This window comes from Pseudalkalibacillus decolorationis (genome assembly GCF_024609785.1).
GTDB classification, from domain to species: domain Bacteria; phylum Bacillota; class Bacilli; order Bacillales; family Fictibacillaceae; genus Pseudalkalibacillus; species Pseudalkalibacillus decolorationis.
The window spans coordinates 1-25,333 of record NZ_JANHJQ010000002.1 but is presented as its reverse complement, the minus strand read 5'-3'; the positions used below and the strand labels follow the sequence as shown (position 1 = coordinate 25,333).

Sequence of the window (25,333 nt, the reverse complement as noted above, 5' to 3'; positions counted from 1 at the left end):
ACCTCCTAAATTTTTACAAATCCATTATTAACTACCCTTTCAATTCTCTTCAATCCCTCTTCCAATACTGACCGGGGGCAAGCAATATTGATTCTAGTAAACCCTTCGCCTCCCGGGCCAAACTTATACCCTTCATCAAATGCTACTTTCGCCTCCTTTTGCAAGAATTGCTCAAGTTGTCTCGCATCCATGCCCAGTTCACGACAGTCTAACCAAACAAGATATGTCCCTTCCGGTTGGATCACTTTGATTTGTTTCATATTGGTTTCAATAAATTGGGTTAAATAATCCAAATTTCCTTTTAAATAATCCAAACATTGATCCAGCCAATCATCCCCGGATCTGTAAGCGTTTTCAGCTGCGACAATTCCAAATGTATTGGATAGCCCTAAATAAAGGTTATCAATCGTTTCAGTGAATGTTTTCCTTAGTTCATCATTCGGAATAATAATGTTTGCCATTTGCAGCCCGGCTATGTTGAATGTTTTACTAGGAGCCGTACATGTTATTGAATGTTCCGAAAATTCATCAGAGATTCTGGCAAAAGGCGTATGAATCGTATCTTTATAAATGAAATCCAAATGGGCTTCATCGGATACGATGAGAACATTGTGTTTGATACATATTTCTCCTAATTTGTTCAGCTCTTCTTTCGTCCACACTCTCCCAACCGGATTATGAGGATTGCAAAGGATAATCATTTTAACATCTGCATCTATTTTCCTTTCCAAGTCTTCGTAATCCATTACATACCGTCCATTTTCAAGTTTGAGTGGATTATAGACGAGTTCACGTTCGTTTTTTACTACAACATCTGTAAAAGGATGATAGACGGGCGTTTGAATGATGACTTTATCTCCAGGCTGTGTAAAGGATTGAATAATGAAGCTTATTGCAGGCATGATTCCCGGGGTGCAGCGGATCCATTGCTTCTTAATTGCCCAATTATGTCGTCTATCCAACCAACCTATAAATGCGTCAAAATAGGACTTTGATCTCGTTGTATAACCAAACATTCCATGTTCAGTTCTCTTTTTTATTGCGTCAATCACTGGTTGTGGACACACTAAATCCATATCGGCAATCCACATGGGGAGGATATCCTTTTCCCTGAACAACTTCTCTGCTTTGTCCCATTTTACTGAATCCGTGTTCAGACGATTTGTTACTTGATCAAAATCATATTTCATTAAAAAAACCTCCTGAAGTCAGTTCTCAATATTGTCAATCTAGTATGAGCTTCTAGTATTTTTTCAACCTATATGGAGGAACACCCGAAGCCATGTTGTTTGGTCACGGGTGGCTGATAACAAGCTAAAAAGCCACCCCGTCTTAATCGATCTATTATGATATAGAGACGTTTTCTTCTACCAATCTTGTTTTAAAATAGTTGACACCACTTAGCGGTGGAGAATAAACATGCAACGTGACTAAGCTGTCATCCGTATTATTTTCCATGACATGAATATGTTGATTGGGCACATGGAACGTTTCATCTTGCGTTGCTTTCGATTTTGAAACGAACTCTAATGCCCCTTCTCTATTTTTATAAGAAACTTCAGTCATTTCACCTTTTATAACGACTCCGCATCCGATCGACCGACCATGATCATGCATTGGTGTTTTTGTATGGGATGGAAAATGAAGCACAATAACCTCAAACTCATCTGAGCGATAGATAACATTTCTACCATATGGAAGGTCATCCGGCTCGGTAATGTACGGAGAAAGGTCCTCTTTAGTGAAGTCAATCGTTTCAATCACGTTGTTAAGATTGGACAAAGAGTGCTTATCAAGTCCTTCAAGTCTCTCGAAAAAGTTTTTCAAAAAATCCATTTTAACACCCCGCAATTTTTAAATTTGTTCGTTTTCTAAATTAGGATGTAGGAATATGATCCCCTGTTTTTACCCATTCATCATATCCACCTATTAGGTTTCGAACATCCTCAAACCCGTTTGCATGTAAAATACTCGCCGCAACAGCCGACCTTCTTCCGGTTTTACAATATACGAGAATCGGCTTGTCACGAGAAATTTCCTGTACCCGACCTGGCAAATATCCGAGCATGATATGTTTTGCCTCTGGAATATGCCCATCGTTCCATTCACTTTCGTACCGGACATCAAGTACGTATACTTGTTCAGTTCGAATAGCATCGCAAGCCGCTGCAGGAGTCAATTCTTTATAATTCATCAAGCGTTTGTCACCTTCGTCCGCTTGATCAGTCACATTCGGGTCCATCGTCGCAATGACTTGATCCAATCCTATTGAGCGCAAATCATTCAAAATATCCTCTACGTACTTCTCGCTGGCTAGGAGATAAATAGGCCGGTCATAATCCAACAGCCACCCTGCCCAGTTGACAAACAATTTGTTGTACGGGATATTCATTACTCCACGCAAATGCTTTTCGGCAAATTTTTTCACTGGACGGGTATCCACGACAACGCCTTGTTTCATCCATGTTTCTACCGTGTCTAATGAAGCCTTCATACTATTTGGCGCTTCAATTTCATCGATCAGTTGAGTCCCATCTTTGTTCAGCCGCTTCATCATTGAAAAGTAAGTTGGTGCTTCAGGCTGCCCGGTTAGCATTGCCTCGACAAAATGTTCCTCGGTATCGTATTGTAGTGCCCAATTGGTCAGCTTTTCATAGCCGACAGTCGTCGATGGAACTGCTCCTAACGTCTTGCCACATGCGCTTCCCGCGCCATGTCCGGGCCACACTTGTAAATAATCTGGAAGCTGTTTGAATCTTTGTAACGAGCGGAACATCTTAAGCGTCATTTCTTCAGAGGAGTCGTGTACACCGGCTAATTTCTCCAACAGATCTGGACGTCCCACATCTCCGACAAAAACAAAGTCTCCGGTGAAGATCCCGATCGGTTTATTTTCAGATAAACGGCCTTCTGTTACCAGCAAAGAAATATGCTCTGGTGTGTGTCCCGGTGTATGCAGCACTTCAAAAGTAAGGTTCCCAATGTCAAATGTATCCCCGTCTTTAAGGAATACATGATCATACCCGGGTGCGTATCGGTATTTCCAATTCATTCCCCCTTCATCCGACAGATATAATGTTGCACCGAATCTTGAAGCTAGCTCCCGTGTACCGGACAAGAAATCCGCGTGAATATGTGTTTCCGTTACACCGACGATCTTTACACCGTTTGCTTTTGCCGTTTTAGCATAATCCTTAATGTTACGTGCCGGATCAATAACAATAGCCTCTCCGGCAGCCTGGCATCCTATCAGGTACGACGCTTGGGCCAATTTGTCATCATAGAAATACTTAAGCAGCATTCTTTCAACCTCCCTTTACAACTCTTAACTTACACAGCTTAGAAATGCAGGGCTTTAGCATTGATAATCAGCATGTATATTGCGACGGTCATCACGACACCGGAAAAAATGTAATTAAGTGTCTTTCGCCGTTTACTTAAACTTGCTGCAATGTAAGCACCTAACATTCCACCTAAAATTCCTCCTCCGACAAACTCTAATACGATCCACCAATTGACGAGACCAGATATACTGTAATTCACTGCTGTCGTAAGTCCAAAAGTGCCAACTGAAAACAGCGAGGTCCCAATCGCCGTAATCATCGGCATCTTCATCGCGAACATCAGACCCGGAACAATCAAGAAGCCCCCGCCTATCCCGAAAAAACCGGATAACAATCCTACCAGAATAGCTACAATGATAATCCGCAGCAAATTACTCTGGTCCCTAGATTCAATGACTTGATTTGTCTTTTTCTTAGGTAAAGCCATTTTTACAGCCATTACGATCATCAGAATGGCAAAGAAAAATAGTAATTGTTTGCCCGGTACCATTTTGCCGAGGGCCGATCCGAAATAAGCACTTATCGCGCCGGGAATCGTAAAATATAACGCCGATTTCCAATGAACGTGCCCCGCCCGTGCGTGAGGAATGAGATTTGTATAAGCGTTTACCGCAACCGAGAAAGCAGTGGTACCAATAACAATGTGCGGATCTTGAATACCGACAGCGTATAGTAAGAGAGGTACAGCAAGGATGGAACCACCTCCACCTAGCAAACCAAGCACGAATCCGACAATTCCACCTGAAATTATTGAACTGATCACTTGAATCGATGTCATCGTCTTTGTGAGACCTTCCCTCCTTTCTTTCACTTACACGTCATTAAAATGCAAGAGTCATGCCAATTTTAAATCCCCTATAAAACAGCTATTTTCCATGCATACTCAATGTTTAGATTTTCAATTTTGTATTAATCAATTTTAAAAAGCCCTTGGGTAAGGGCTTTTATTGATTCGCAATATTGAAAATATTTTTTCACCTATGATAAGATCTCCATCAATGAAGCTATAAATTGTGATGGCAACTTTTTTATAATGTCCATTATTCGGGTTACAGTTCAAGATAGATCAAAGGTCCTGTGCGTTATTTCCAATGATATTCTATCATCTACTCAATTCCTTAAAGATATTTTATCTCTGTCTATTGCATTGGCCGCAAACCCTTCTGAAGTTTTGGGTCAAATCGAAGGACGACACCTCTAGGCAAGGATACTGAAAAATCATAACCGATTACTTAACATGTTGCGCAAATTTACTGATATCAGAGAAAGTGTACAAAAAATGAAACACAAAACAGCTGGGACATTAAGGTTAGGATCTTCCAATCACTATACTAAATATAAGCTCCCTGTTTTGTTAAAATGACTAAAGCATCACCGGGGTTCGCTTCTCTTATAGCTCTTAGAACTTCCAGGTTATCTCCTACCGGAATTTTCACTGTAAAAGCCCTCCCACACAGTTTATAATTTTCCTGTAAGGGTTTTATAGTCGGGTCCATGTTATTTAAACCTTGCATGGCATCAGAAATACAAGTGGTCGGAACCGTTTCAAATTTCTCTAGTAAATCTGGCATCTAGTAACCTCCGTTATTCATTTTTGAACTTGTTTCAAAGTCAATTGCAAAATCAACAAATGCTTTCACCATGTTCTTTTGGATAACGCCAAATAGGAGGAAGCAGCCAATAGGAAGTGATGGTCCCAAAATGCAATTAGTAAGCTGCTGCTCAATGATTAAAAATAAACCGCTTGTTCCCAATAAAGTGAAAATGGAAGCGATGTAAACGTACCAGTTTCCATTTCCGGTTGCATCATAAATCCTGGTGATATAATTGTAGGAAGTAACGATTGCTAGTTAGTAGTTCCAAACTAAACGCTTGATCTCCTGAAAATTTAATATGTTATAGCGGAACCAAAACGGGTCGTCGAACAGGTAAACCGTCTGTAACTTTATATGGAGATTCCTCTATACCTGAAAAATTGTATTTAAGCTACCTTACTAGATGATAGAAGTCGTCATCAAAAATCCGAATAGTAAACAACAGCATTAGCAAGAGCAGTAAAAGCTGATATTGATGCTGTTTATAATAGTGTTAATAGTTCTTATTCGTATTACTGTGAAATTGATATATCTAAAAGAAAAATAAATAGAAAAATCTGCATCTAAGTTACACTTTTTCAAACCACTATTTTACAGGGGATAGTTTTAACCTGACAATGTTTGTTCTTTTTTATGTGGATGCGGGCCTTAGCCCATGAAGCAGAACCTTCATCTCCCCCAACCTTTACCTTTTCCGCCTTCATACCATCTACTGAGAGTGTCCATTTCCCAGCTGTTTCGGCATCCACTATCATTTGAACATTATGTATCCTTTTGTTGTTTTGGCTCGTTTTTATTGTCTTTTCGAAGAAGCTTTAGTTGATAAAAAAATTATAATTTTCATAATATTTGTTGATTAGCAAACAATGAATACTTTATAATACTATTTATCAATCAATTGTTACCAAAATTTTCGTTTTACCTTTACATAGGAAAGTAACATTATAAATGGACAAACATAAAGAAATTAAGGAGGCGTGAATATGCAACAAATCTTGTCGCCTGTAAAGGGCTTTATTTTATTATTCTTATCCATCACGGTTGTACTAACCGGAATCATGATCATCGACGCACCTACCACGATTGTACTCATTTCTGCGGGTTCTCTCATCATTATCCTTTCGTTAATATGGGGAATAAAATGGAATGATATCGAAACGGATATTCTCCAAAGTTTAAACGCCATGTTTAAACCGATTTTAATCTTATTGGCAGTGGGAATGTTAATCGGTTCCTGGATTTTATCAGGTACAATTCCCGTTCTAATTTATTATGGACTCATGATTTTAACACCGGCAATTTTTCTGTTTGCTGCTGTCTTCATTTGCTCGTTAATGTCAATTATGGCTGGAACTTCATGGGGAACGATCGGAACTGTCGGTGTTGCGTTAATGGGGATTTCGGCCGGTCTCGGGATTCCTCCCTCCTATACAGCAGGGGCTATTGTTGTTGGTGCAATGTTCGGAGATAAGCTTTCTCCGCTTTCAGATACTACAGTGATGGCTTCTGCGGTATCCGATGTTCCATTAGTCGAACATATTAAACATATGTTGTATACGACAATACCTGGTTACATCATATCGGTTATTCTCTATGTTATTGTTGGTTTCCAGTTTAGCGGGCAGGATATTAATAAGGAAAAGATCGATGTTATCATGTCTACGTTAAATGAAGCGTTTAATTTGAACTTGATTTTAATTTTTCCTCCAGTCATTGTTTTATTTTTGATCTACAAGCGGAAACCGACTTTACCTGTTTTTGGTACAGGGATATTATTGGGATGCATTTTGGCTGTAATCTTTCAGGGAAGTGGGCTCTCAGAGGTTGCAAACGCGCTGAACGGCGGATTTTCTGACAGTACGGGAGTTAAGGCTGTAGACGAAATGTTGCAGCGCGGAGGATTAAACAGCATGCTTGAAACAACAGCTTTATTAATTGCTGCGGCCTTTTTCGGAGCACCGCTTCGAACATCAGGTGTCATAACCGTTATCCTCGAAAAAATATCAGAGGTTACAGAACATGGTAAAACAATGATGATGTCTTCCCTGACGGTACACGCCCTTTTTTTCATGGTTACGGGCAGCTACTATGTAACTTTCGCAGTTTTGGGGCCGATGCTGAAGTCGTTATACGATCAATTTGGACTGCACCGGAAAAATTTATCGCGAACAATGGAAGATACTGGAACCACCTTATCCCCTCTTATTCCATGGGGTGTTACTGGGGCCTTTTGCTCTAGCACCTTACAAACTCCGGTCACCGAATACGCTCTTTATGCACCAATGACTTATCTTGCCATCGTATTCGCCATAGTATATATTTTTACGGGATATGGAATTGCAGCAGCAACTCCCGAATCAGGAAAGCAAAACATATATAAAGGGGGAAGTTCAAAAAACATGTAAGTGCGAATTGTTCTTCTATAACCGTGTGACAAGCGAGGCAAAAAGGTGTATAAGTAGCAAATTTATATGGAAATACAACCCTTATTGAGGCAAGGGTTAGATGTTTCAGAAGGTAGGGTTAGAGTGTATGTCAGGGAGCTTCGGACCGAGTACCATATCCCAATATACAGAAACATTATAGCCGGATTTATCGTTTTTCACGTTTTTTATTAGCCTACTAGAAAAATTAATAAATGCACGACCCTGTGGTACCGTCTACATATCCATTGACTCTTATGACTATTAGTACATTTATCCTCATTACAAGTTTCCCTTCCATTAGAGTAATCTAACTCCTTTTACATTTAGTCCGAGTCTTAATAAACTTTTAAAAATAAGGAGAATATATGAATCTATCTAGCAATTTCGATATGACATTGGAGACACTCATTAAAATTTTAGACTATTCTTCAGATGAGATATTTGTTCTTGACGGTGATATGCGAATTATTTATGTAAACAAGGCATGTGAAAAACATTATGGATTAAAAAAATCGACTGTATTAGGAAAGAACAGTAGCGATCTATTTAAACAAGGATATTGGACACCGTCAATATTTCCAGATGTGTTTGAAAAGAAAAAACCGTTTACGATCAAACAGACAACGAATATCGGAGCAGAATTACTTACGTCTGCAATCCCTATTCTAAATGATAAAGCTGAAGTTGAATTAGTTGTGACCACAGCCAGGGAATTACAAAGTTATAAACTACTTAAGGCGAAAGAAGAAACAAGTGGACAACCCTATCAACAGCATAAACAACATGAAATTGATATTACCAATTGTTTAAAAGTTAAGCAGATCTTGAAACTTTCACAAAAAATTGCAGTAACGAACACCACTATTTTAATACAAGGTGAATCTGGAACAGGGAAAGGGTTACTAGCTGAATATATCCACCAACAGAGCAAAAGAAAAGAAGGACCTTTTTTAACGATCAACTGCTCAGCTATTCCTGCAGATCTATTAGAATCGGAACTTTTCGGATATACATCTGGAGCTTTTACCGGCGCAAATCGATCAGGTAAAATCGGGTTACTTGAAGCAACAAACAATGGAACGCTATTTCTGGATGAAATCGGAGAAATGTCACTGCCACTTCAAGCTAAACTGCTTCAAGTCATTCAGGACAAGAAGTTTATTCCGATTGGTAGCCATGTAGAAAAGGAGGTAAATATTCGTATCATTGCAGCAACAAATCGAAACCTTCTTGAAATGGTAGAAAGTCGACATTTCCGAGAGGATTTATTTTACAGGTTAAATGTCATTGATATCAATATGCCACCGCTCCGGGAACGAAGAGAAGATATTATTCCTCTTATATATAACTTTTTATATAATTTTAATCGGATCCATGAAGTAAACAAACTGATTTCAGAAGAGTGTCTTGATATGCTCACACGTTATTCATGGCCTGGCAATGTTCGGCAGTTGGAAAACCTTATCGAGAGACTTGTCATTACAAGTGATGACGTTATCGATATTCAGGATCTTCCTGAGGTCATTTACCAAAGTGTCAGAAAAATGACTGAACAAGCCTCTCCATCCACTCTTAGTGAAGGTTTAGATCAAGTAAAAAAAGAAATGATACGCAAATCATTTAAAATACATGGAAGTTCTCGTAAGGTAGCAAATGATTTAAAGGTCAGTCAAACACATGCAGCCAAGTTAATTAGAAAGTATTGTCAGGACTTATATAAAGAGAAAGGTAGCCGATGAAAAAAGACATGAATCCCGTTACACTGGGTAATTTCATGTCTTTTTTATTTCTTCAGTAGTGAAATTAAAAAGATAATGGTTAGCTAGATTTTTTTTCAACATGATCTGTTTTTTCCGAAGATTGATTAGCACCGCTCGCTTCATAATCTTCCTTTAACCATTTAAATAGTGATATTGCAATTATCACCATGATAAGCATAATCGGGAAGCCCGTAATCACGGATAACGTTTGTAAAGCGTCTAGCCCCCCTCCAAACATCAAAATGATTGAAACGGCACCGATAAACATTGCCCAAAACAAGCGGATCCACCTTGCGGGTTCTTGCTCAACTGTCGAAGCCTTTGATGACATAAAAGAAAGAGTGTAAGCAGCGGAATCGATTGTCGTCGCCAAAAAGATAAAGGCAAGAACAATAAACAATGCTAACAACACATTAGTTCCTAACGGCATCGCTGTAATTATAGCAACTATGGCTGCGGGTGCTCCTTCACTTTGCAAAATATCCACAACAGGTACAATATTATTTAACTGAAAATAAAGGCTTGTATTACCGAATACTGTGAATGCTAAGGCGCATCCAAGCGTGCCAGCGACACACATTCCAACGATGACCTCGCGAATCGTCCGGCCTTTTGAAATACGAGCTGTAAACATCGCCATAAATGGCGCTAATGAGAACCACCATGCCCAGTAAAAGATTGTCCAATCTTGTGCAAAGCTTGAACCGCCTACTGAATCCGTATATAGACTCATTCTTATAAAGTTTTGAATTAACAATCCCATACTATCTGTGAATTTTTCAAGAATAAATACCGTTGGACCGACAATGAAGAAAAAAGCTGCGAATACGAAATAAATATTAATATTAATATCACTTAAGATTTTAAGTCCTTTTTTCAACCCAAAATATACGCTTGCAGAGAAAATGGCCGTCCAAAGAAGAATAATTATGATATCCAGTTTTAATGAACGTTCAACTCCAAACAATTGTGAAACACCTTCTGCTAACATCGGCGTACCAAGCCCGAGTGAAGTTCCAACGCCGCCAACGATTCCAAACATAAACATAACATCGATACATTTCCCCATCCACCCATCGACTCGATCTCCTAATACCCCACGACAGGCTGAGCTCAATCGTAAACTTGGAACTTTTCGTACGTACAATATATAAGCTAACGCAATCGTCGGTAAGCAATAGACGGAAAATCCCATAAAACCCCAGTGAAAAATACCATACGTCGAAGCCCATTCAGCAGCCTCTATACTTTCTGGTGTAATCCCAAAAGGTGGTGCTGTGTAATAATAAGTCCATTCAATAAACCCCCAGTACAATAAGCTTGATCCCGCAGTTGAAGTAAAAATAAGTGCAATCCAGCTAACCGTGGAAAACTCTGGTCCTTCTTTTGGATCACCGAGCGTAATCTTTCCATACTTTCCCATCGCTAAACATAACAAGGCGCAAAAAATTAAAAACGTTGCCAATAAATAAAGCGATCCAAACTTTCCGCTAATAAACCCTAAAACTACTCCTAAAAATTGGGTCCCCTTTTCAGGATTAATTAAAACTGGTACCGTAAAAATGCTTATAACAACTACAGCCGAGAAAAATATCATCCGATCTACTCTAGATTGTTCCATGAAACTCCCCCTCACAATTAATATTTTGGATATTTTTGGCGTATCTTTGTTATCAATTAGTATTGGTGAATCACATTCGAAAAATCTCCTTTTCTTTTTTTAAGGTCACCCCTCCTCAGATACCTACATTCTCAAAGAGAGAGGTGTCCTTTTTTTGATGATGAAATTAACATTGCCCTCCATTTAAGCGCTTTCAAAAATAACTGTATTATTCAATAATCATTGCTTCTTTAATCCGTTGATGGAAGTTACGTAAACCGTGTTCAGTTGGTGAATAAATTCCTTGTTTAAACGCTTGCGTATTAAAACCAGTTTGCAGTAATTCTACTAGTTCAAAATCCTCCTCACGTACTTGATCAACGAATTTAATAAGCTCTTCTTGTTCTTCCGTAATCTCATCCGTTCGGAAATAGTAGCTATAAATAGCGAGAGATTGATCTGGAGAAATAGGCAAAATTGTACTCGTTGTCATATTTCCTTCTTCACCAGGATAAATGCTTACCATCAAGTTGGGCCATATCCAATAAAAATGAGCTTGATTCTCATTGCCACCTTTTTTTAACTGAGAGTATTGACAAGAGTAATTTTTATGAGTATCGATATTATAGTTGTTCATGTCAAATGTTCTTGAAAAAGCTGGGTGAGCAATTTTACAGTGATCACACTCAAGATAATTATCAACGATCGCTTTCCAATTCGCATTAACCATTCTCTGTGTCACTCTTACTTTCTTTAGTGAATCAAGGAAAGTATATTTATCCAAATCATTTACCAATTCTTCGTAAGAATCCGAAAGTGGCCGTGCATTCTTATCTAAATTAACAAAGATAAGCGATTTGTAAACTTCTAATTTCACATGCGTCATACAGCTATGTTCACCTAAATTACCGTTATCAAAGTTCGGGGCTCTATTTAGTTTTCCGTCTAACTGGAACGTCCATCCGTGGTAGGAGCACATGAATACCTTTTTGTTGCCTTGCTCACTGCGTTCCACTTTAGTACCACGGTGAGGACAAATATTATAAAAAGCATTCAATTTATTATTTTTATCTCTGCTAACAATAAGTGATTCTCCAACAACTTCGAAAGTAAAAAAGTCACCTTCCTTTTCTACCTGGCTCGCATGTCCTGCCAAAATCCAATTTTTAAAAAATATGTTTTTCTTTTCTTTGTCTAAAATTTGAGGATCGACATAATGCTTGTAAGGTAGTGTGTACTCTAATACCTTTTCATTTTCTCTGACGGTCATAATCAGTTGTTCCTCCTTAATAGTAATAAAGTTAATAATAAACAGATGTGTTATACTAAGCATTGCAATATTCATGCCAACACTAATAGTGCTTAGTTTTATGAGAATATCCGATTCCTAAATGGTTGAATCCGTAGAAAAGTGAGTTTAATATACTCAGTTGAGTTTCCTTACACTCAAAGGTTATATTCGAAATAGCCATCTATAACTAAAAGTTTAATATTAATTTCCTTATCTGGTTAATAACTTTTGAACATAATGCTGATTACTTTAAAATTTTCGTGGGTTGACATATACAGATGTCATTTGAAACTGGTTTATTAAGGTTTTTGATTCAATATGTGAATTTCAGTGGTAAATGACGTATTAATTTGAGAGCTATTTGTCGCAAGAAGCTGATCCCTAGACGAATTTGGTTGCTATATAAGAAAAGCGTAAACGCCCTGTTCAGGTACGACAAGCGCTGGAGATTCTGCAGCACAACACGCTTTTTGTGTTTGTGGAAGAATCGAAGCGACCTCGAGTACCTGGGCGTTGGAGCTAGACATTGCATCTATGCAGCAAAATTTTATACTTTCTTAACGTTAAAAAAACCATACGAATTTTTCGTATGGTTTTAAAAGATTTTTTTATGAATTGGACGTTCAACATAGAGTTTCTCGAGAAAAGAGTAAGCAATCTTCTGCAATCGCGCCCCGTTTGCGGAAGAACGTTTCAAAGACTCTTAAAGAAAAGCCACCCGTTAAATATAAAACACTATCCTAAAGCCCACTCTTTTCCATGTTCACGAATAAATTTGATAATGTTCAAGATGCCCTTCATCTATCATCTTTTGAAAAGCAATGTCACCTTCACTGGCTTTTCTTGTAATTGTTTTACATAACCCTTCTAATCGTAGCAATACCATCTCCAAATAATCTTCTTTTATTCCCTCACCGTAAGATTCAAAAAACAATCTAACTCTTTGTTTTATACGGTTAACATGCTGTAGTGATTTATAATAAACTTCCTCACCTGTTTCAGAGAGATAAAATCTACTTAAGGGAACACAAGTATAAAGAGTATAAGCTATGTCCCAAAGTCTTGGACCAGGTCCGGCAACATCAAAATCAATAATCCCTATTGGTCTTCCATGATTAAAAATAATATTGTATCTAGCAAAATCATTATGATCACAATACCTCCACTTTGTGTGGAGTATTATCTATCGGTTTCCAATCATCTGATAATGGGAAATCACTCACAGCATCATGATAAAGACGAAGCATCTTCGCTATATCTTTTAAAACATCATCAGACCACATGTATTCTTTTAAAGGATCGTTACCAGCTTCACCTTCAATAAAGGATAATATTTCTCTTCCTTTTTCATCAATAACTAAAACCTTTGTTTTCCAAATGCATTAATAGCTTATGGATTTTGGGGCTATCTGGATTTAATTCTCGTCGCACAGTATCTCCAGAACGATAAACGTTAGAGACATTCCCTCCTATTAACATTTTTTCATTTTCATGGTTTGGCATCTATATATCCCCCCTAATATGACTTTCTATTGTTCAACTAATGCTCCTTTAACTTCATAACAATCATCGCAACTTAATTGAAAGAAAAATACATAGAAAGAGGTGAACCAAGGATGAAAAAACTGTTTACTTTCTTTATGACTGTTACAACCTTTGTATTCATTTCAGCTGCTGCGTCAGCACACACTGCAACTCCTTGTAATGATACAAATGGTGATGGACAACCATCTGGACAACAATATGCCCAGCATCATATTGTTCCGCTTGCTCAAGCACACAAATTGGGACATGACGGGCACAGACCAGGGACTCATCACGGATTCAGTGTCTGTAAATAGTATTTCCCCTTAATTTTTTGGTTAAGGGGGAATACTGTACCCCAAAAAGGTAATTTTGATCTATTAATCATCTCAAAAACAGTTTAGGAAAAGCATCTACAGCATCAGCAAGATCACTATAGGAATCTTTTAAGTATCTTGCTGTTGTTGTAATGTTGCTATGGCCGGCTAATCTTCTTACTTTTCGATATAATTCTATTTTTTTTGACGAAGTCCGTTCAAGGAGAGAAGGGCATTTTAAGCTCTTTTGATACCACCATGACGAATGGAATCCTGATCAATTTCAAGAGCCGTCTTAAGAAGAGTAACTAGCCACCAATTCTTAGCACTAATTTTCTGAACAGGAAATTGGTGCTAAGGTATACATTGGGTTATTGGATTCCAGCCATAAATGGATATTTTATGGCTTGTTCTTTATATAATCTTATACGACTGGTTTAATTGGAAATGATAGAATGTAAAACTACATCCCCTTATCTACATATTCCTTGGAAGTAGTTTTTTCAAAGGTTTCCTTATGGATCCTCTCAATGCCGATCCCTGTGTACCCTAGTATGATGGCAAAGATAAATCCAAGATAGCATAGGATGGCCCAGGGTGCATAGCTCAGTGTAGATACGCCAAGTGTTCCAGCCATGTATACACCTGCCGATGACCACGGGATAAGCGGAACAACAACCGTTCCTGAATCTTCCAAGGTTCTTGACAAGTTCTTAGCATGTAACATTTTCTTCTTGTACGTATCTTTAAAGATTTCGCCCGGAACGATAATAGACAAATAAGAGTTTCCTGTTACCAGGGCCATAGTAATACAAGAAACAACTGTCGAAAGAATCACCCCACCGGTTGTTTTTACTACCTTGAGCAGAGAGGCTATGATTACCTCGAGGCAACCTGCTTTCGTGACGATTCCGGCAAATATAAATGCACTAAATGCGATTAAGATGACACCTGTCATTGATTGCATGCCACCCTGATTGACCAGCCTTGTGACTTCAAATATTACTTCATCAGGATTGAATCCTGAGGCCTTTACCATGGAGACATTAAAACCGGTGACAGTTGAAGCAAAAATATCTTTTACGGAAAATCCTTGAATAAATTTCGCGAGAATTCCGGCAACAATAGATGAAAAAATGATCGTCGGCAATGTCGGCTTTTTCCTGATAGAACCGTAAAGAATAATCACAGGTGGTAATAATAAAAGAATATTCCAATCAAACATCTCCGTTAATGTTTTTAACATGATGTCCATTTCTTCCGGAATAGACTCCGAATCTCCCGATAAATTAAATCCAACTAATGTATAAACAATTAATGCAATCACTGCGGCTGGAATCGTGGTGTAAAGCATGTGTTTAATATGTTCATATAATTCACTTCCTGCAGCTATAGGCGCCAAATTCGTTGTATCTGACAAAGGAGACAGTTTGTCACCAAAATAAGATCCTGCCACTACTGCTCCAGCTGTCGCGGGCAAAGAAGCTCCAAATCCGGTTGCAATCCCCATCAGTGCAACACCGACTGTTCCTGCCGAACCCCAGGATGTCCCTGTAACTATCGAAATAATGGCTGAAACAACAAACGCAATCACGACAATAAACGCAGGATTAATGATTTCTAATCCATAATAGATCATCATCGGAATCGTTCCCGAAATCATCCAGGTGCCAATTAAAATCCCGATTGAAATTAATATTAAAATCGCTGGCATTGCTGCATCTAACTTTTCACGAATTCCCGCCATCATTTCCTCCCATTTCACCCCAACTCTGAGGGCTACGCCTGCGGCACAAATGGCTGCAAGAATTAATAACGGTTCAGGGCTAAGTTGAAATACGCCGTAGCCAATCGCAAGAAGTAACAGCATGGCGACTATTGGAAAGATAGCTTCCAATAAAGTAGGTTGTCTTTTCAATTTCGTTAACCTCCCTAATAACTATTTTTCAAAAGTTCCTTTTACAATGGTTTTTCGATCTTTCAACATGTGTCGTCCTTTTGCAAAAACGTGCTCTATTTCCAAAGTTTCATTGTTTACTATTGTAACATCAGCATCATGCCCTTCCTGTAAACGTCCTTTCTTCGGTAAACAAAGAGCGTTGGCAGTATTAAGCGTTACGAATCGCAAGACTTCAGTCAACGGTAACCCCTGCTCCTTCACTGCCCTAGTGACTTGCTCGTATAACGTATGAGGACTTGCGACACCCATCCCGATCAATTGCCCTTGATCATTAAATTTGGGCAAGCTTCCGTTGCCGTCCGAGGATAGAGTAAGTCTTTCTAATTCTCCACCGTTTTCTTTAAAATATTTAATCCATTCTCCTGTTGTTTCATCAGCCGTAATATCTACGAAAGCGCCTTTTTGAGATAAAGAAATGGCATCATCCATCAACTCCCTGCTTCGCATAATATGAGTAGCATAAAGCTTGGATGCCGGAATCTCGTATTCTTCTAAAAGTCGATGCAAAAATGTTAAACGATCTTTTCCTGGACCAACATGAAAATGAGTGACACCCGCTTTGTTGCTGAGTAACCCGCCTATCCGTGCTTCCGCAACCAGCTTTCCGACTTCATGAAGAGAAGGTTGGGCTGACCGTGAGTCCGATATGGCAATTTCACCAGCACCAATCACCTTGTCAATAAGAATGACATCATCTTTAACGGATGACGTAATTGTTGGTGTAGGAATATGATAATTTCCTGTGTATATATAAGCTGTAACCCCCTCTTCTTCCAACCCCTTCGCTTTAGCCAATAATGAAGTCATATGTCGTGTCGTACCGTCCGTCCCCAAACAACCGACAACAGTAGTGATTCCGGATTTTATAATTTCACTCAGCTGTAATTCAGGCGTTCTCGTTGAGAATCCGCCTTCTCCTCCCCCACCGATTAAATGGACATGGGGATCAATCAAACCGGGGACAACAATTGAACCCTCTGCATCCACCAATTGAACTTCCAAATCAAGATCAAGCAACTTGTTCTCATTCATCTCTCCGATTTTTACAATTTCCCCGCCGATTAAAAGAATGGATTGGCGTCCCAGATACTCCGGTGCATAAATTTCTCCGTTTTTTATAAGCGTGATCATATTTTGTCTCCTTTTGTTATTTTGTGTTATGACGAAAGCTAGTATAAATAGGCGGCTGTATAAATAATATGCAATTTTCATGCCAAACTAACATAACCGAAATTTCATGAATATTTAGCAATTAATTGTTTTTAGGTTAATTTTTAGGTAGTGCCGAATCCTAAAAAACTGTAGTTTCTCCCAAAAAGGAAAAACTACAGTTTTAATTTCTTAAGCACTTCGGAACCAAAGTTTGTTATCTTTGTTCCCTGTTTCTTCACGCCAGAGTGCACGCAGCCGCAGCGTCTTAAAGTATCAAGTTTGCTACGAAGCTGTCCTTCGGAAACAGAGAGATCAAGGACGGACAATAATGAACCTCTACCGAGACCTGATTTTTGGTTTTGATAGAGTGACAGACATTCTAATATTTGCATGAAAAGATGCAGGTCTCCCTGATTTTTTAGGTAAGAGATGGTAGAATCGACTTTATTCAATTCTTCAGTGTTTTTTTGTTTGATTCGCGGGGGAAGATGTTCGACTCCCACTCTATTCCCATCGACGGTAACCGTCAGATAATTGATAAAAGCCACTAATTCACGAATATTTCCCGGCCACTCATATTTGGTGATCGCTTCAACAAACTCAGGAGTTAAAACCAACACACTGTTTCTTTCCCGCAAAAAATGATACATGAGAACTTCAATATCTTCCCCTCTCTTTCTTAACGGCGGGATATCCAAAGGCAATTGGTTCAACCGATAAAATAGGTCTTCTCTGAAAGTTCCTTCCTTAATCATCTGGTAAAGATCTTTGTTTGTAGCGGCAATGATCCTGACATTTATCGGTATCACCTTTCTACCGCCTACTCTCATAACTTGTCTTTCTTGAAGCACCCTTAATAAAGCAGCTTGTATGCTTGGAGGTGCATCACCGATTTCATCTAAAAAGATGGTTCCGTTTTGAGCCAATTCAAACAAACCTGTTTTGCCACCTCTCCTTGCCCCGGTAAATGCGCCCTCCTCATAGCCGAAAAGTTCGCTTTCGGCTAGAGATTGTGTCAGTCCTGCAAAATTGACAGCGAGGAAGGGTCCGTCTATTCTTGACGAATAGTTATGGATCGCTTGGGCGAATACTTCTTTTCCTGTTCCGCTTTCTCCGGAGATGAGAATCGTATAATCGCTCCTGGCTATTTTTTCGGCGATTTCTTTCGTATGCTCAATAGCCACGCTGCAGCCAATTACGTCTTCAAAGGAGTATTTCGTTGTCAGGCCAGACTCTTTTTTCTTTTTTCTAATCTCCTGTTCCAGCCGTTGTACATGTGTAACATCTTGAAAAGTGATAACCGCCCCCAGAAAACTGTCGTCCAACATAATCGGAGTTTTTGTGATCAATATTTGTAAACCTTGCATTTGAATGATCTGTCTGGGGAATTCTTTCATGGTTTTAAAGACATCGTCAACGTTAAAATTACCAATGACTTCCGAATGATGACGACGAATAGCATTTTCACATTTAACACCCAGTATACTTCCTGCTTCTTGATTAAAGACAGTAATAATCCCCTTTTGGTCAACCCAGATAACACCTTCGTGAACAGCATTTAATACCGTCTCGAGATGCTCATTCAGATGTCTCTCATTTTCAATGGAGTAGGCCAATTTTTTGCCGAGTCGAACGAAATTCCGAAAGAAGTCAGCGGTAAAAAGATGGGCCTTATCAACCGATACTTGCAGTATTCTTGAAATTTCAAAGATGGTTGATAAATCAAGACTTCGATCTCCCAGGTCAATGATCCTCTTAAATTCTGCCGGAACAAGTTCCGATAAACCGTGTGTAATTGCAATTTCAATCCCCTCTAATGGGGGCAACGGACTCATGTCCGGAGAATACGGAGTAAAATATAGATGATCAAATCCCATCCTCTCTAGAAACTCCACCGAATCCTTGGCTATTTGGGATTCATTACTAACCAGAAGGCAATGAACACCTGAGGGAAGCTCCAATAGTTTTTCCAGTTTAGAAAAATCAATCGATCGGTTGGCAGTCAACAAAGGGGGATCATCGTTTCTCCCTTCAACAAATTCCGCCTCCAATTCACGAGACCCTGAAGAAAGAATCAAATCGATGTCATTCATATTGACCGGAGGAAAATGGTTACTGGCCAATTGAATGTCACTGCCGAAGATTTCCCTGAGCTTGTCCCTGAAGGCATAGTAAACCGAAACTTTTTTTGTAATCACAAAGATGGTAGATTTGTTCATTTATCAACTTTTTCCCTTTCCATTACGTAGTTTTTGAAATGATCTGATTATAAGATAAAAAACCCATCACTCTTACGCCTGATCTTGATCTGTGTATTTAATCGATTTCCATCTCCAACAAAGCACTGCTTAAGCTTTTACCGTGCGTATCCATTGACAATGAGGTCGTTACACCGCCTAGTAAACTTTGGTGACAGACAAAATTGAAAGCTTTGATATGAGGAAGTTCATAGCGGATCACTTCACCTTGGACAATGTTCTGTAAATGATTTTTCACTTCTGAGGCAGTTATTTTTTCGCGTAATCGTTCATAGTCCTTTTCATCATAAGGTATAAGAGACAGATTTAGGATATCTCCTTTATCTCCAGCCCTGCTGTGGGCGACTTCATATAGTTTCATTGATACCCCACTCCTTCAACGAGACATTCGGCTTGATCCATTCTCTGGAAATGAAACTGGAAACGACCCCGATCGATTCGGTGACTCTTTTTCGGGCACCGCCGCCTCCGGCCGGGCCGTTTGTATACAATGCTTCCACTTCTTCCCCGATCAGCCTCGCGATTTCTTCCGTCGGACATTGTCCTGCAATACGCAACCTTACTTCATAAGGATTTCCGTTCCAAAAATGTGTCCGATGTACGGAAGATACACCGATGAAATCGACACGTAAATCAGGTATATGCTTCGATAACCTTTCTTTTAAAATATCTGCTGCAAGTTCAGCGCGGGACAGGGCATTAGATCCTGCGTACGAAATCTCACCTACCCCTAAATAACCGGCATGATAACCAACGGAAACCTTTAACGTTTCTGGTTGCTTTTTTCCGCTTCCGTTCCAAACCTGAACCTGATTTTCACCGATTTCTTTCATGTGGACAGTAGAAAAGTCAGCCGTAACATCCGGTGTCTTATATTCAGCTGGATTATGAACTTCATACAATAATTGTTCTTTGACCGTGTTAAGGTTAATTAGTCCCCCTGTCCCTTCCACCTTTGTAATGACTGCCGTCCCATCCGAATCGATCTCTGAATAAGGAAATCCGATATTGGCAAGATCCGGGACATCTTTTTTACCTGGATCTGCAAAATATCCCCCGCTAATTTGACCTGCACATTCAAGCAAATGCCCGATTACCGTTCCTCTTCCTAACTTCTCATAGTCATCTCTTGACCAATTAAAATGATACACTATCGGTGCAAGGAAAAGCGACGGATCGGCCACCCTTCCGGTAATGATGATCGTAGCATCTGTTTCAAGGGCAGGCAGCAAAGCATCAATTCCGAGATAGGCATTGGCCGATAGGATCGGTTCGTAAGTCGATAACGTTCGATCACTCTCCCAAGCAGTTGTCTTTTTATCAATCAGATTGGATACATCGTCACCTGTTACTGCTGCTACTTTACAAGGCAAGTTCAATTCTTTTGCGATTTCGATGATCTTTTCTGCACCAGCAATCGGATTTGCCGCACCCATGTTAGTGATCAAGCGGACATTTTGTTTGACAAGTAACGGTAAAATCCTCTTGATCCTTTTTTTAAGTAAAGGATCGTATCCGCCGTTAACGTCGTGTGATTTTTGTTGTTGTGCTAACGCTATTGTTCGTTCAGCCAAACATTCCATAACTAAATAGTCCAAATTTGCATGTTCCAATAATACTTCAGCTGGTTCTATACGGTCACCCGAAAAACCGGCACCTGACCCGATTCGTAACATCGTATCCTCCTTAAGTCAAAATAATATCGTAGTAGCCTTAATACTTGATATAAAATGAACGATTATACATTGATTATGATGTCATCAATACTATTAGTTTAAAAGACCCATAAGTAATGCCACAATAGCCATTACGACAGTTATCCCAAAGGCAAGCGGAATCGCCTTTTTTTGTAAATCTCCTAAATGGATGCCTGCTAAACCAACCAGCAGCCATGTGGATCCTGTAAGAGGACTAACTGGAAAGCCAACTGTCATCTGTCCTAATATAGCCGCCCTTCCCATTGTTACCGGTTCAACCCCGAATGTTTCTGCCGTCACACTTAATACAGGAAGTACGCCGAAATAAAAGGAATCCGGATCAAAAACTAAACTTAATGGCATTGATAAAAAAGCAAGTAATATTGGCAACGACTGCCCCCATCCTGCCGGAATACCAGAAGCCAATGTGTCTGCCATCGCTTCAATCATACCTGTACCAGATAATATTCCTGTGAAGATTCCTGCAGAGAAAATGACCGAAGATGTATAGATCGCACCTTTGGCATGTGCCTCTATTCTTTTTTGCTGCATGGAAACCGTACGGTAATTCAACATGAGTGCCAATGGAACACCAATAACGAATGGAATTGCCAATGGTATCGTCCCCATTACTAAAACAACGATGACAGCAACAGTCAGGAGTAGATTTGGAATGAACATTTTCGGGCGTTTCGTATCTTCGTCTTCCTGACTATCTTGCCCTTTCGTGATTTCCTTCGGCAGTTCCTTATTTACGCCTACCCGTTCTCTCTCTTTTTTCCCTAACCAGAAACTTGCAAGCAATACACAAATCAACCCGACAATCTGCACAGGTATCATTGGAGAATATAGTTCGATTACATCAACCTCCAATGCTGTTGCAGCCCTTATCGTCGGCCCTCCCCACGGTACCATGTTCATAGTGCCAGCACTTAATGCTGCGATCGCCGCTAGTGTAACTGGACTCATCTTCAACGCATGATAAATAGGAAGAAGTGCGGATATCGTGATCAAGAAGGTACTTGAACCAGAACCGTCAAGATGTGATACCATCGCGATAACTGCTGTGCCTACAGCAATTTTTACCGGATCTCCTCCGGCAATATTGATTACCTTTTTAATAATCGGGTCAAATAATCCTGCATCAAACATAATCCCGAAAAACAGAACAGCAAACGTAAGCATGATCCCGGTTTGTGCTATCCCAGATAATCCCGAACCCATAAATTCCCCAAGTTCAATGAAATTAAATCCTGCGATCAATCCGAAAACGATGGGAACAACGACCAAAGCAAAATGAATCGAGGTTTTCTTTGACAATACTAAATACAACAAAACAGCAATAATCAAAAATCCAATCAATGAAAGCATGTGATCCCCCCTTATAATTCTAACAACTGCTCTCCACAAAACACCTTCCCAATCAATTCCTCCATCATAGAGGGTCGGTTCCCCATCCTTACCATCATTCTCCCAGGCATAACGGACTACGTAACCACCGTTTGACACACCAACTGCAAACGTTGAATCTGATACCAGCCTTTTTGATTGTCTTCGGTACTCCAAGAAAACGGTGCTAGACCATTCGACAATCCACCTGCAACTTCTAACTGCTCAGGATTTTTTGTGGTCAACCAGTTTCCGTTTTCACCATCAAAGTACGTAATCATTAGGTCATCGGCGCCGGGATAACTGTTGTATCTTCAGATTTAACAGCCGATACCTCATAAAGTGATGTCACCATACAAATGACTAAAGTAAAAACCACTCACATGTACAGCACTTTTATCTTCATGAATTCTGCCTTCCTTTCTTTCGTTTTATTAGTAAATTGCAAGAATGATGCCAAAAAAAAATCCTTGTAATACAAGGACTTTTCTTCTCAGAATTCTAAAAAGTTGAAACCATTTATAACCAGTTTAGTTTTCTCACAGTTATGAATGTAAGCGTTATCAATGTTTCTAATATACTGGAACCCTATTCTTATTTATTAGAAACCGTTGACTGATTCAGCTTGTTATACAAGGTTGCCAGTGAAATGCCTAGTTTTTTTGCCGCCTGCTTTTTTCCGTGAAGGGTGTTTCCGAAGGATTTTACGGTTTCAATAATAATTTCCTGTTCCGTTGTTTGAAGGATTTCTTTCAACGTTTTTTCGGAATCACTAGCCTTTGGGACGGTGCTCTGCCTTCGTATCGTTTCAGGTAGATGATGAAGCTCAATCGAGTCATTGTCCGTCATATTAACCGCATAGTTGAGAGCATTATACAGTTCACGGACATTGCCCGGCCAATTGTAACGTGAAAATGCGTCCAATACCTCTTCATTCAAGTTCCAATGTTGTGAAGTACTGCCGCCGGGAAGGAATTTATTGATCAAATCGGTAAGATCGCTTTTTCGTTCTCGTAAAGGAGGAATCAAAATTTGTACCCCGTTCAATCGGTAATATAAGTCTTCCCTGAACCTTTGTTTCCCGACCATGGTCCCCAAATTTTTGTTCGTTGCACATATTAAACGTACATCGACTTCTTGCTCTCGTATGCTTCCAATCTTTCGAATCCTTCCATCCTGTAGGACTCTAAGAAGTTTAGCCTGAAGATCCATAGGCAGTTCCCCGATCTCGTCTAAAAATATCGTCCCGTTATGTGCTAATTCAAATAACCCGATCTTTCCGCCTTTTTTGGAGTTTGTAAACGAACCTTCCTCATAACCGAACAGTTCACTTTCGAGGAGGGATGAAGGAATTGCAGTACAATTGACCGGTACAAATGGAAAATTCACACGAGAACTTCCATGATGAATCGCATGGGCCAGCAGTTCTTTTCCTGTGCCGCTTTCTCCTTGTATAAGGATATTCAAGTTTGATTGAGTTGCTTTTCTGGCTATATTTACCGGTGCCCTAAGACCTGCTTCATTCCCGATGATGTCGTCAAACGTATACCTAGCTTGATATATGTGCCCAAACGTGTTTTCCAATTTTGCGATCATTTCACGACTTTGTTTAAGCTCTTTCGTCAAGTAATGGACCTCAGTCAAGCTTTTGCAAACAGAAACGGCCCCTACAATTTCACCTTGTCGATATACAGGGGCCATGTCCACGACATATTCAGTGGTTCCTTCCTTACGATATATCCCTGATCTTCTTTTTCCATCTTTTAACGTCTCGGTTAACATGGCTCCTTTACGTACATCTCTCAGATATCGACCAATGATGTCTTTCTTCCTCACACTCGTTATCTTCGTGTATTCATCATTGATCAATCGAACGACCCCTTGTTTGTCAATGACGAGAATCCCATCATTGATCGAACCGATGATCTCCTCAAGCCAATCTACATAGTCGGCTGACGACGTCAGGTACTCTGAAGTATATTGATTTGCATCCATTTGAGATTCTCCCTTTAAAAATTGATTTGAATGAACCTTTTTGATGAAAGATTCACGTTTTTCTAAATATTGTTTCAAATGATGTGATTTGTCAATGATACTTAGACACTTTTAAACTTGTAAACCAACTTTTTTGCGTATTTTAATCTTGATCGTACAACCTTCAATGCAGACGGCAGCTCTGATAAATAAGAACACTCTTGGAATTCCTTTTGGAGTTTCAATAAAGATTTGGTCGTTTGGTAGTGATCGAGTTTTTTAAGGCCCGATCTGGTTAGGCGGTATTGGCGTAGTCTTAGGATTAATTGGTTTGGCTACCCCGCAAAAATCCAACATCATTTTGAGGTGTAAACGCTTTCATCCATCATTGTCAGTCACCAGCACCGGAGAAAGGATACGAAACCATTTCGAGAAGATATTGAGGTTACGAACCGATTGGTTGAAGCTGGGAAGATTCTCGGGATTGACGTTCTGGATCACTTGATCGTGAATGAAAAGGCTGATTACTTTAGCATAAAAGAAAAAGGTACGTTTGAATCAAGGAGGGAGTGATCTCCTTCGCAACATTCACCCTAAAAACCATTTATACCAATGGGTAGAATATTCATAAAATTGTAATAATTAATTCAATTTTGGGGAATAATAGATGATAGAATAGTTTTAAAGGAGTTGATACGAATGAGGAAACGAAGAAAAATTTCATTTAAGGAATTAGTCATAGAGAATAGAAAAAATTTAATAAACAGCCAAAAAGATATGGAATTAATTGAAAAAAAGATAGAAGATAAACATTTAAGCAAACTATTGTAAGAGAGACAGGAATCACTCAAGTGAATTACATCTGTTAGAAATATAAAGAAAACTTGGCGATCGCCTTAGTTGCACTTATACTATAGAAAGTATTTTTATACTCCCTCTATAAAGTAAGGATTTTCTCCGTTATTCTTGTTATTTCTAAGCTTTTCACTCGATACATCTAATGAAATGCATCAAATGTATGGATAAGTCAGCCATATATGTTTCAT

19 protein-coding genes and 2 pseudogenes are annotated in these 25,333 nt (G+C 39.3%); 5 read left to right on the top strand and 16 right to left on the bottom strand.

The genetic code is table 11. The features are described from left to right. Positions 1 to 5: 5 nt before the first annotated feature. The 5 genes and pseudogenes from NON16_RS02075 to NON16_RS02055 form a co-directional block, all read right to left on the bottom strand. Positions 6 to 1,190, bottom strand: coding sequence for a MalY/PatB family protein (locus tag NON16_RS02075; RefSeq protein WP_257346686.1), 1,185 nt, complete (start codon positions 1,188 to 1,190; stop codon positions 6 to 8). 154 nt (positions 1,191 to 1,344) lie between these two features. Next, positions 1,345 to 1,836, bottom strand: a complete 492-nt coding sequence (locus tag NON16_RS02070) for a cysteine dioxygenase (protein ID WP_257346684.1) — start codon at positions 1,834 to 1,836, stop codon at positions 1,345 to 1,347. Positions 1,837 to 1,876: 40 nt separating this feature from the next. After that, on the bottom strand, positions 1,877 to 3,301 hold the full coding sequence (locus NON16_RS02065; RefSeq protein WP_257346682.1) for an MBL fold metallo-hydrolase: 1,425 nt from the start codon (positions 3,299 to 3,301) through the stop codon (positions 1,877 to 1,879). Between the two features lie 38 nt (positions 3,302 to 3,339). Continuing rightward, entirely contained in the window at positions 3,340 to 4,122 is a 783-nt protein-coding gene (locus tag NON16_RS02060) for a sulfite exporter TauE/SafE family protein (RefSeq protein ID WP_257346680.1), read from the bottom strand. A 559-nt stretch (positions 4,123 to 4,681) separates the two neighbouring features. Then, a pseudogene (locus NON16_RS02055) lies at positions 4,682 to 4,915 on the bottom strand (RraA family protein); the annotation flags it as partial. A gap of 1,007 nt (positions 4,916 to 5,922) precedes the next feature. On the opposite strand from NON16_RS02055, the gene nhaC (NON16_RS02050) reads away from it, so the two are divergent. Next, complete coding sequence (gene nhaC, locus NON16_RS02050) at positions 5,923 to 7,344, top strand: Na+/H+ antiporter NhaC (protein WP_257346678.1); 1,422 nt, start codon at positions 5,923 to 5,925, stop codon at positions 7,342 to 7,344. Between the two features lie 386 nt (positions 7,345 to 7,730). Further along, positions 7,731 to 9,104: a sigma-54 interaction domain-containing protein gene (locus tag NON16_RS02045; protein ID WP_257346677.1), complete on the top strand. Its 1,374-nt coding sequence runs from the start codon at positions 7,731 to 7,733 to the stop codon at positions 9,102 to 9,104. Between the two features lie 79 nt (positions 9,105 to 9,183). On the opposite strand, the gene NON16_RS02040 is transcribed toward NON16_RS02045, so the two are convergent. The 3 genes and pseudogenes from NON16_RS02040 to NON16_RS02030 form a co-directional block, all read right to left on the bottom strand. Beyond that, positions 9,184 to 10,746 carry a BCCT family transporter gene (locus tag NON16_RS02040; RefSeq protein WP_257346675.1) on the bottom strand — a complete coding sequence of 521 codons (1,563 nt, stop codon included), beginning with the start codon at positions 10,744 to 10,746 and terminating at the stop codon, positions 9,184 to 9,186. A gap of 208 nt (positions 10,747 to 10,954) precedes the next feature. Further along, positions 10,955 to 12,070, bottom strand: coding sequence for an aromatic ring-hydroxylating oxygenase subunit alpha (locus NON16_RS02035; RefSeq protein WP_257346673.1), 1,116 nt, complete (start codon positions 12,068 to 12,070; stop codon positions 10,955 to 10,957). A 681-nt stretch (positions 12,071 to 12,751) separates the two neighbouring features. Beyond that, positions 12,752 to 13,519, bottom strand: a pseudogene (locus NON16_RS02030) (phosphotransferase). Positions 13,520 to 13,632: 113 nt separating this feature from the next. On the opposite strand from NON16_RS02030, the gene NON16_RS02025 reads away from it, so the two are divergent. Beyond that, positions 13,633 to 13,857 (top strand): hypothetical protein, encoded by a 225-nt coding sequence (locus NON16_RS02025; RefSeq protein ID WP_257346672.1) that lies wholly within the window; start codon positions 13,633 to 13,635, stop codon positions 13,855 to 13,857. A 463-nt stretch (positions 13,858 to 14,320) separates the two neighbouring features. On the opposite strand, the gene nhaC (NON16_RS02020) is transcribed toward NON16_RS02025, so the two are convergent. The 8 genes from nhaC (NON16_RS02020) to NON16_RS01985 all read right to left on the bottom strand — a co-directional run bounded on the left by nhaC (NON16_RS02020) (position 14,321) and on the right by NON16_RS01985 (position 24,308). After that, a complete protein-coding gene (nhaC, locus tag NON16_RS02020) occupies positions 14,321 to 15,775 on the bottom strand; it encodes a Na+/H+ antiporter NhaC (protein WP_257346670.1) in 1,455 nt (484 codons plus the stop codon). A 21-nt stretch (positions 15,776 to 15,796) separates the two neighbouring features. Next, positions 15,797 to 16,948 (bottom strand): beta-aspartyl-peptidase, encoded by a 1,152-nt coding sequence (gene iadA / locus NON16_RS02015; protein WP_257346668.1) that lies wholly within the window; start codon positions 16,946 to 16,948, stop codon positions 15,797 to 15,799. Between the two features lie 194 nt (positions 16,949 to 17,142). Beyond that, complete coding sequence (locus tag NON16_RS02010) at positions 17,143 to 19,167, bottom strand: sigma-54 interaction domain-containing protein (protein ID WP_257346666.1); 2,025 nt, start codon at positions 19,165 to 19,167, stop codon at positions 17,143 to 17,145. Between the two features lie 118 nt (positions 19,168 to 19,285). Continuing rightward, complete coding sequence (locus NON16_RS02005) at positions 19,286 to 19,588, bottom strand: AtuA-related protein (protein ID WP_257346665.1); 303 nt, start codon at positions 19,586 to 19,588, stop codon at positions 19,286 to 19,288. Continuing rightward, entirely contained in the window at positions 19,575 to 20,903 is a 1,329-nt protein-coding gene (locus tag NON16_RS02000) for an acyclic terpene utilization AtuA family protein (RefSeq protein ID WP_257346663.1), read from the bottom strand. The genes NON16_RS02005 and NON16_RS02000 overlap by 14 nt, the downstream gene beginning before the upstream one ends. 93 nt (positions 20,904 to 20,996) lie before the next feature. Beyond that, positions 20,997 to 22,295 (bottom strand): CitMHS family transporter, encoded by a 1,299-nt coding sequence (locus tag NON16_RS01995; RefSeq protein WP_257346661.1) that lies wholly within the window; start codon positions 22,293 to 22,295, stop codon positions 20,997 to 20,999. A gap of 116 nt (positions 22,296 to 22,411) precedes the next feature. After that, positions 22,412 to 22,594, bottom strand: coding sequence for a hypothetical protein (locus NON16_RS01990; RefSeq protein WP_257346659.1), 183 nt, complete (start codon positions 22,592 to 22,594; stop codon positions 22,412 to 22,414). A 313-nt stretch (positions 22,595 to 22,907) separates the two neighbouring features. Beyond that, entirely contained in the window at positions 22,908 to 24,308 is a 1,401-nt protein-coding gene (locus tag NON16_RS01985) for a sigma-54 interaction domain-containing protein (protein WP_257346657.1), read from the bottom strand. Positions 24,309 to 24,671: 363 nt separating this feature from the next. Between NON16_RS01985 and NON16_RS01980 the strand changes: the two genes are divergently transcribed. Both NON16_RS01980 and NON16_RS01975 read left to right on the top strand, forming a co-directional pair. Continuing rightward, complete coding sequence (locus NON16_RS01980; RefSeq protein ID WP_308216573.1) at positions 24,672 to 24,860, top strand: JAB domain-containing protein; 189 nt, start codon at positions 24,672 to 24,674, stop codon at positions 24,858 to 24,860. A gap of 126 nt (positions 24,861 to 24,986) precedes the next feature. Next, positions 24,987 to 25,118, top strand: coding sequence for an FbpB family small basic protein (locus NON16_RS01975; protein WP_257346655.1), 132 nt, complete (start codon positions 24,987 to 24,989; stop codon positions 25,116 to 25,118). Positions 25,119 to 25,333 lie beyond the last annotated feature (215 nt).

Excerpts from the sequence above, each read along its gene's own strand:
- NON16_RS02075 (WP_257346686.1), bottom strand. The coding sequence starts at position 1,190 with ATGAAATATGATTTTGATCAAGTAACAAATCGTCTGAACACGGATTCA.
- NON16_RS02070 (WP_257346684.1), bottom strand. The coding sequence starts at position 1,836 with ATGGATTTTTTGAAAAACTTTTTCGAGAGACTTGAAGGACTTGATAAG.
- NON16_RS02065 (WP_257346682.1), bottom strand. The coding sequence starts at position 3,301 with ATGCTGCTTAAGTATTTCTATGATGACAAATTGGCCCAAGCGTCGTAC.
- NON16_RS02060 (WP_257346680.1), bottom strand. The coding sequence starts at position 4,122 with ATGACATCGATTCAAGTGATCAGTTCAATAATTTCAGGTGGAATTGTC.
- nhaC (WP_257346678.1), top strand. The coding sequence starts at position 5,923 with ATGCAACAAATCTTGTCGCCTGTAAAGGGCTTTATTTTATTATTCTTA.
- NON16_RS02045 (WP_257346677.1), top strand. The coding sequence starts at position 7,731 with ATGAATCTATCTAGCAATTTCGATATGACATTGGAGACACTCATTAAA.
- NON16_RS02040 (WP_257346675.1), bottom strand. The coding sequence starts at position 10,746 with ATGGAACAATCTAGAGTAGATCGGATGATATTTTTCTCGGCTGTAGTT.
- NON16_RS02035 (WP_257346673.1), bottom strand. The coding sequence starts at position 12,070 with ATGAATATTGCAATGCTTAGTATAACACATCTGTTTATTATTAACTTT.
- NON16_RS02025 (WP_257346672.1), top strand. The coding sequence starts at position 13,633 with ATGAAAAAACTGTTTACTTTCTTTATGACTGTTACAACCTTTGTATTC.
- iadA (WP_257346668.1), bottom strand. The coding sequence starts at position 16,948 with ATGATCACGCTTATAAAAAACGGAGAAATTTATGCACCGGAGTATCTG.
- NON16_RS02005 (WP_257346665.1), bottom strand. The coding sequence starts at position 19,588 with ATGAAACTATATGAAGTCGCCCACAGCAGGGCTGGAGATAAAGGAGAT.
- NON16_RS02000 (WP_257346663.1), bottom strand. The coding sequence starts at position 20,903 with ATGTTACGAATCGGGTCAGGTGCCGGTTTTTCGGGTGACCGTATAGAA.
- NON16_RS01995 (WP_257346661.1), bottom strand. The coding sequence starts at position 22,295 with ATGCTTTCATTGATTGGATTTTTGATTATTGCTGTTTTGTTGTATTTA.
- NON16_RS01990 (WP_257346659.1), bottom strand. The coding sequence starts at position 22,594 with ATGATTACGTACTTTGATGGTGAAAACGGAAACTGGTTGACCACAAAA.
- NON16_RS01985 (WP_257346657.1), bottom strand. The coding sequence starts at position 24,308 with ATGGATGCAAATCAATATACTTCAGAGTACCTGACGTCGTCAGCCGAC.
- NON16_RS01975 (WP_257346655.1), top strand. The coding sequence starts at position 24,987 with ATGAGGAAACGAAGAAAAATTTCATTTAAGGAATTAGTCATAGAGAAT.